At 57.5% G+C, this 6318-nt stretch carries 6 protein-coding genes; 4 read left to right on the top strand and 2 right to left on the bottom strand.

Annotated elements, in window-relative coordinates; all coding sequences use genetic code 11:
- From VEG30_13930 to VEG30_13920, 3 genes are all read left to right on the top strand, one after another.
- Positions 1-1027, top strand: a 1027-nt coding sequence (locus VEG30_13930; GenBank protein ID HXZ81024.1) for a type II secretion system F family protein, incomplete at its 5' end; no start/stop codon positions are given.
- Between the two features lie 27 nt (positions 1028-1054).
- Positions 1055-2824 carry an ATP-binding protein gene (locus VEG30_13925; protein ID HXZ81023.1) on the top strand — a complete coding sequence of 590 codons (1770 nt, stop codon included), beginning with the start codon at positions 1055-1057 and terminating at the stop codon, positions 2822-2824.
- Positions 2817-4193: a sigma-54 dependent transcriptional regulator gene (locus tag VEG30_13920; GenBank protein ID HXZ81022.1), complete on the top strand. Its 1377-nt coding sequence runs from the start codon at positions 2817-2819 to the stop codon at positions 4191-4193. The genes VEG30_13925 and VEG30_13920 overlap by 8 nt, the downstream gene beginning before the upstream one ends.
- 172 nt (positions 4194-4365) lie before the next feature.
- On the opposite strand, the gene VEG30_13915 is transcribed toward VEG30_13920, so the two are convergent.
- Complete coding sequence (locus tag VEG30_13915; protein ID HXZ81021.1) at positions 4366-4716, bottom strand: tetratricopeptide repeat protein; 351 nt, start codon at positions 4714-4716, stop codon at positions 4366-4368.
- Positions 4717-4859: 143 nt separating this feature from the next.
- On the opposite strand from VEG30_13915, the gene VEG30_13910 reads away from it, so the two are divergent.
- Complete coding sequence (locus VEG30_13910) at positions 4860-5102, top strand: hypothetical protein (protein ID HXZ81020.1); 243 nt, start codon at positions 4860-4862, stop codon at positions 5100-5102.
- Positions 5103-5379: 277 nt separating this feature from the next.
- On the opposite strand, the gene VEG30_13905 is transcribed toward VEG30_13910, so the two are convergent.
- The gene (locus tag VEG30_13905) at positions 5380-6210 is read right to left on the bottom strand and encodes an SAM-dependent chlorinase/fluorinase (protein ID HXZ81019.1); all 831 of its coding nucleotides are present in this window, start codon (positions 6208-6210) and stop codon (positions 5380-5382) included.
- Between the last annotated feature and the right edge of the window lie 108 nt (positions 6211-6318).

Raw genomic sequence — 6318 nt, 5'->3', positions numbered from 1 at the left:
CAAGGACGTCGCGATCTTTTTCCGCCAGTTCTCGGTGATGATCGATGCCGGTTTGCCGCTGGTGCAGTGTCTGGAGATCCTGGCTGCCAACCAGGAGAATCCGGCCTTCCAGAAGGCGCTGACCGGGGTCCGCACCACGGTGGAAGGCGGTGCGACCCTGGCCAACGCTATGCGCGGCTATCCCAAGATTTTCGACGACCTCACCACCAACATGATTGAGGCGGGCGAAACTGGCGGTATTCTCGACACCATTCTGCAGCGCCTGGCAGCCTACGTGGAGAAAGCCGTGAAGCTCAGGGCGGCGGTGAAGTCGGCGCTGATTTACCCGGTGTCGGTGGTGTCTATCGCGGTGCTGATTGTGGGAGCCCTGCTGAAGTTCGTGGTTCCCATCTTCGTAAATCTGTTCGCCAGCCTGCAAGTGGACTTGCCGCTGCCCACGCGCATTGTGATGGGCCTGAGCGACGTGGTCTCCCGTTTTTGGTGGGTCTTCATCGGTGGGATGGTCCTGCTATTTTTCGCCATTAAGCAGATCCGCAAGGATCCCAAGGGCCGCTATGCCTGGGATTCGCTGATGCTGAAGTTGCCCGTACTGGGCATGGTGCTGCGTAAGATTGCGGTAGCCCGCTTCAGCCGCACCCTGGGGACTTTGCTAACCTCCGGTGTGCCCATTCTGGAAGCATTGAACATCACTGCCCGTACGTCCGGCAATGCCGTGCTCGAACAGGCGCTGATGAGGGTCCGGAAGGCTATTGAAGAAGGCCGCACGATTGTGGATCCGTTGCGCGAAAGCGGTGTGTTTCCCAACATGGTGACGCAGATGATCGGAGTCGGTGAAGCTACCGGCGCGATGGACAACATGCTCCAGAAGATCGCCGATTTCTACGAAGATGAAGTCGATGCGGCGACCAAAGACATGCTGACGCTGCTTGAACCGATCATGATCGCCTTCCTGGGCGTCGCCGTGGGCGGCATTGTAATTTCTCTCTACATGCCGCTGTTCTCGATGATCGCCAAGCTATCCGGCTAGCAAGCGAGAGAACGCTGAAGGCGCAGGATGAGTGCAGGGCAGCAACACGCGCGGATGACTCCGGACCGGCAAGCCGAGCTCAATGAGGCTTCCTGGGTCCCGTGGCTGGTCAAGGTCCGGATTATCATCATCACCTTCCTGTTTGGCATCCAGTTGGCGATTTCTGAACTTACCTCCCGGCCCATGCAGCGGGGGCTGTTCGTGGTTGCCATCCTGGTTTGCTATACCATCTCGGTTTTCTTCGCGGCGCTGGTGTTCCTGTGGCGTGATTTCAAGTTCCAGGCCCGGCTTCAGGTCCTGGTGGACCTGATTCTGGCCACGGTGCTGGTGTATGTCACGGGTGGCATCGACAGTTACTTCAATTTTCTCTTCCCCCTGATCATTATCGTGGGCACGATTCTGCTGCCGCAGGCCTGGGCCTATCTGGTAGCCGCTCTGGCTTTCGTTCTTTATGGCGGGCTGCTGGAGTTGTCCTATTTCGACCTGATCCACTCTTACTCAGCCACTCATCCTGACTTGCGCTCGTTGCAGGTCACCATTGGCATCAGCTTCTTCGCCTACCTTGCGATCGCGTATCTCTCCGGTTTGCTGGTAAGCAAGCTGCGGCAGGCGGATGTGCAGTTGAAGGACAAGAGCGGGGCGCTGGAGAACTTGCAGGCGCTGCACGAAAACATCATCCACTCGATGAGTGGGGGGCTGATCACCACGGACAATGAAGGTCACGTAACCTTCGTGAATGCGGCGGCGCAAAAGCTGCTCAATCGTCCTGCGTCTGAGTTGCTGGGGCAGCCCGTGGGGCAGCTTTTTTTAGATCGCCTACCCAGCCCGGAGTACGGATCTTCGCACGCAGAAATTCGCGCCATCTGTCCCAACAGCCGGCAACGGCAAAAAACCTTTGGAATGATCTGCTCGACGTTAACGGTTCCGGAGCGGGGAGTGATGGGCAGCGTTTATACGTTCGATGATCTCACCGAAATCCGCCGCCTGGAACGCGAGGTTCGGCTGCGGGACCGCTTGTCGGCGGTGGGGCGAATGGCGGCAGCTATTGCCCACGAGATTCGCAATCCGCTTTCTTCCATAGCCGGATCGGTGAAGGTGCTATCGGACGTAGCCGTGCTTTCCGATGAACAGCGCATGCTGGTCGAGATTGTGAACCGGGAATCAGAACGGCTGAACAACATCATCTCCGATTTTCTGACCTACACGCGGGAAAAGCAGTACGAGTACGCCAACGTCGATCTGCTGCCTCTGCTGGAAGACACTCTGATGTTGCTGGAAAACCGGTTGCCTTCGCTGGGGAACAACTTCAAACAAGCGCAGCCACCGGTCAGCATCGTGCGCAATCTAGAGTCCAACAGCGCCTGGGTGGTGGCCGATGCCAACCGCATGAAGCAGGTTTTCTGGAACATCTGCGAGAACGCTATTCGCGCTATGCCGGAAGGAGGCACGCTAACGGTTTCGCTGCGCGGTTCCGAGAGTCACTGGATGATCAGCTTCCAAGACACGGGACATGGTATGCATGGTCCAGACATCGAGAAAATCTTCGAGCCTTTTCAGTCCGGTTTTTCCGGCGGCACGGGACTGGGGCTGGCAATCGTGTACCAGATTGTGCAGGCGCACGGTGGCCGAATTGCAGTGCGGTCGGCTCCGAAGCAGGGAGCGGAGTTCACCATTCATCTGAAACGTTCAGCTGTGTCCGAGGCGCCGACAGAGGCAAAGGAGATGGCGGCAGCATCGGAGATGCCGGCAGTCGTGGGAGCGGCGGCTGCGACCTCAGGGAAGGCGAGTCATGGGTAATATTTTGGTTTGTGACGACGAACGCTCGATCTGCGAAATGCTGGAGATTTCGCTGCGCAAGGAAGGGCACCGGGTGGAGACCGTTACCTCCGGCGAAGCGGGTAAGAAAAAGCTCGAATCGGCGCTATTCGATGTGGTGATCACCGACATCCGTATGCCGCACATCAATGGCATCGAAGTGCTGCGCTACGCGCACACGGTTTCCCCAGACTCGCTGGTGGTTCTGATCACGGCGGTGGATGATCTGGAGGCGGCGGTAATGGCGGTCAAGGCGGGAGGGGCTTTCGACTACATTCGCAAAGGCCCGGGCCTGATCGATGAGGTGAAGCTGGCGGTTAAGAACGCGGTGGAGAAGCAGAGTCTGCGCCGGCAGAACTTCGCGTTGCGCCGCGATGCCGCGGGCCGGAACTCGCTGGACAATATTGTGGGCGTGAGCCCGGCCATGGAGAAGCTGAAACAAACGGTGCGCAGCGTGGCCACCACCGGGAGTACGGTACTCATCCACGGAGAGAGCGGCACGGGCAAAGAACTGGTGGCCCGCGCTGTCCACGCCTGCTCGCCGCGAGCAGCGGAATCCTTCGTATCCATAAACTGCGGAGCCTTCCCCGAAACCCTGCTGGAAAGCGAATTATTCGGCTACGTCAAGGGAGCTTTTACTGGGGCCAACCAGAACAAGGCCGGCCTGTTCGAAGTAGCCAATGAGGGCACGATTTTCCTGGACGAGATCAGCGAGATGAGCCTCACCATGCAGGTGAAGCTGTTGCGCGTGCTGCAGGAGCGCTGTCTGCGGCCGGTGGGCGGGACGGACGAGATTTCCATCGACGTGCGGGTGATTGCCGCTACCAACAAGAATCTGGATGAGCTGGTTGCCCAGGGAAGCTTTCGGGAAGACCTTTATTACCGCCTGAATGTGATTCCAATCTCGGTTCCTCCACTGCGCTCGCGGCGGGAAGATATTCCTTTATTGGCCAATCATTTTCTTAAGAAATATGCTCCCGCCGCGGGCAAGCAAATCGTGCGTCTGGCGGCGGAATCGCTGAGGGACCTTACGGAATACGAGTGGCCCGGAAACGTGCGCCAACTGGAAAATGCCATTGAGCGCGCCGTGGCGCTGGAGAGCGGGGAAGAGTTGCACGTGGAACTTCCGTCGGAACGCCCCAAAGCTCGCGCCAATGGTCCGAACGGAAGCAATGGTCATACGTCGATCCCCACCGACGGGCTGGACATGGAGCGCTATGTAGCCGACCTCGAGCGCGATCTGATCAAAGCCGCGTTGCGCCAGTCGAATGGAGTCCAGACCCGGGCAGCGGAATTGCTCAAGCTTTCTTATCGCTCATTCCGGCATCTGCTGAAGAAGTACGAGTTGTAAGAGCAGCACTCAGCAGTCAGCACTCAGCAATTGGCCATTGGCCCTCAGCAACAGCCTTCGATTCCAAATGTGCTGGCAGGGACACTTCGCCAAGACAAGGCTGGGATTCAGAATAGCGGTTACTTATTGCTGGTAACTGACTACCAAGAACTGATTACTGATTGCTGTCTTGCTACTTTTTTCTGAGCTGCTGTTTCCAGCCGAGGATGCGGGCTTTGCTGCCCTCGGCTTCGGCCTCCGGCACCATGCCCTTTTTCTGATACAGAATGGAAAGGCTGGTGTGAGCGAGCACGTCATCAGGATCGACTTCGGCGATGCGGTTTGCGACCGCGATAGCCTCATCCAGCTGATTGTTTTCCTGGTAGGCGCGGGCCAAACCATGCATGGCCTCGGTGAAGGTGGGATCGGCGGCCAAAGATTGTTTGTATTGCTCAATAGCTTCGGCATGCTTGCCGTCGGCAAACAGATCCAGAGCCTGGTAGTAGAGCTCTTCTGCGGCTTGCCGTGAACTTTGATCGCTCATGCGCTTCCGATCCAGAAAAAATTCTAGCAGAGCGAATTTGTGCGCCACGTCGGGATGGGGAGCTAACGGCACCTCACCCGACAGAGTAAGTGATTGCGAACCGATGGATATCAATTTCGAACTGATAGACTTGGATCACCAGCATGCGTCCAATTGTGCGTTTTCTTTGGGGATCCACCCGTGGTCATCGGCTGGCGCCGTGGCGGAGTCCGTATCTACGGTGGCGAATCGAGACCTACTGCGGAGTCAAGATGAACCAGGTCGGCTTTTTCGAGTTCTGGGGATTCTTGTGGCGGGAGCGGGCGGAGATGATTCGTTTCCTGAAGTGGACCTCGGAGATGGAGCACTACGCCCGGCCCAAGGCCAAAACCGCAGAGTCATCATGAAGGCGTTTCCGACGGGATACGATCGCTTGATTGGCTACCGGGGTTTTTGGGGACGGCATGAGCAAAAAGCAAGTCAATCCACGCTTGGTCGGGATGACAATGGATTTGAGGTGAAAGGGGAAGGACCTTCCAGGGCACGACTTGAAGTCGTGCCCCTTCACAGCTTTCACGTTGCGTTGGTCACGTGGCGCGGCGCCCTTTTAAAGCGAGCGAGAACATCCGACGAGGCTCCGCCTCGACCTGAACGAACGGGACGTCCGTTCCCACGTGGTTCTGGCTATTGCGCTTTGGCAGGACGTGCGCTCTCGACGAGCACGCTGACGTCGCTGCCCTTTTCGGCACCGACCAAGCGGGCGGCGGACCCGCGATTGGCAGCGATTTCCAGAAACCCCATGCTACCCAGAATGGCAAACACTTCCCCGGGCGTTCCCTGGGCATAGGCGGTCTTCATCTTGCTGATCTCACTCTTGCCGATGCTGATCCTGAACGGAGGCGGCTCAGCGGCGAAAAGTTGCGGCAGGTCCTGGGGGGTGATGTTCGTGATCAGATTGCCGAACTTATCAGCCTTCAGCACGATGCCTTTGATCGTCTGATGATTCACCTGCTTAGGTTTGGGGGCGGCGAAGCGCACAAAGTCGGATATTTCGTCGCCAAACTTGGATATCTCCATCCCTTTGCTCAGATATCCGGCGACGGCGGCAAAAACATCGCGCCCGTGAAAAGTATGACTGACCGGCTTTAAGAAGTAATGATCCGAGGTGATGTGCCGTACTTCCAGCCGCTCCGTCTCGCGCTCAAAAACGAAGGACAACACCCCATTATCGGGAGCCAGGAACAGGAAACGTTCCGTGCGCACCAGCAGAGGCCGCCGGGCGGTGCCCACTCCTGGGTCAACGACCACCATATGCACCGTGTCGTAGGGAAAATAGCTGTAAGCCTGGGCGATGGCCATGGCGCCATCCAGGACGTCGTAGGACTGAACGCTGTTGCTGATATCCACGATGCGGGCGTGGGGGTTAATGTTGAGAATCACGCCTTTCATCGCGCCTACGTAATGGTCAGTAATGCCGAAATCGGTGGTGAAGGTAATGATGCGCTCTAGGGCCACTGTAGCCTCTTTTCGCCCGCGCCAACCGATACATATAAGATCAGGCTGGATCGGAGGAAGCAGGGCGAAGTTAGCGTGCGGCTGTGATTGAAGTCAAGCTGACCAGAG

The organism is Terriglobales bacterium, assembly GCA_035624455.1.
GTDB lineage: Bacteria > Acidobacteriota > Terriglobia > Terriglobales > Acidobacteriaceae > DASPRM01.
This window is presented reverse-complemented; position numbering and strand designations above follow the sequence as displayed.

What these genes read in the sequence shown, in the direction of transcription:
- VEG30_13925 (HXZ81023.1), top strand. Translation starts at nt 1,055, where the DNA reads ATGAGTGCAGGGCAGCAACACGCGCGGATGACTCCGGACCGGCAAGCC.
- VEG30_13920 (HXZ81022.1), top strand. Translation starts at nt 2,817, where the DNA reads ATGGGTAATATTTTGGTTTGTGACGACGAACGCTCGATCTGCGAAATG.
- VEG30_13915 (HXZ81021.1), bottom strand. Translation starts at nt 4,716, where the DNA reads ATGAGCGATCAAAGTTCACGGCAAGCCGCAGAAGAGCTCTACTACCAG.
- VEG30_13910 (HXZ81020.1), top strand. Translation starts at nt 4,860, where the DNA reads ATGCGTCCAATTGTGCGTTTTCTTTGGGGATCCACCCGTGGTCATCGG.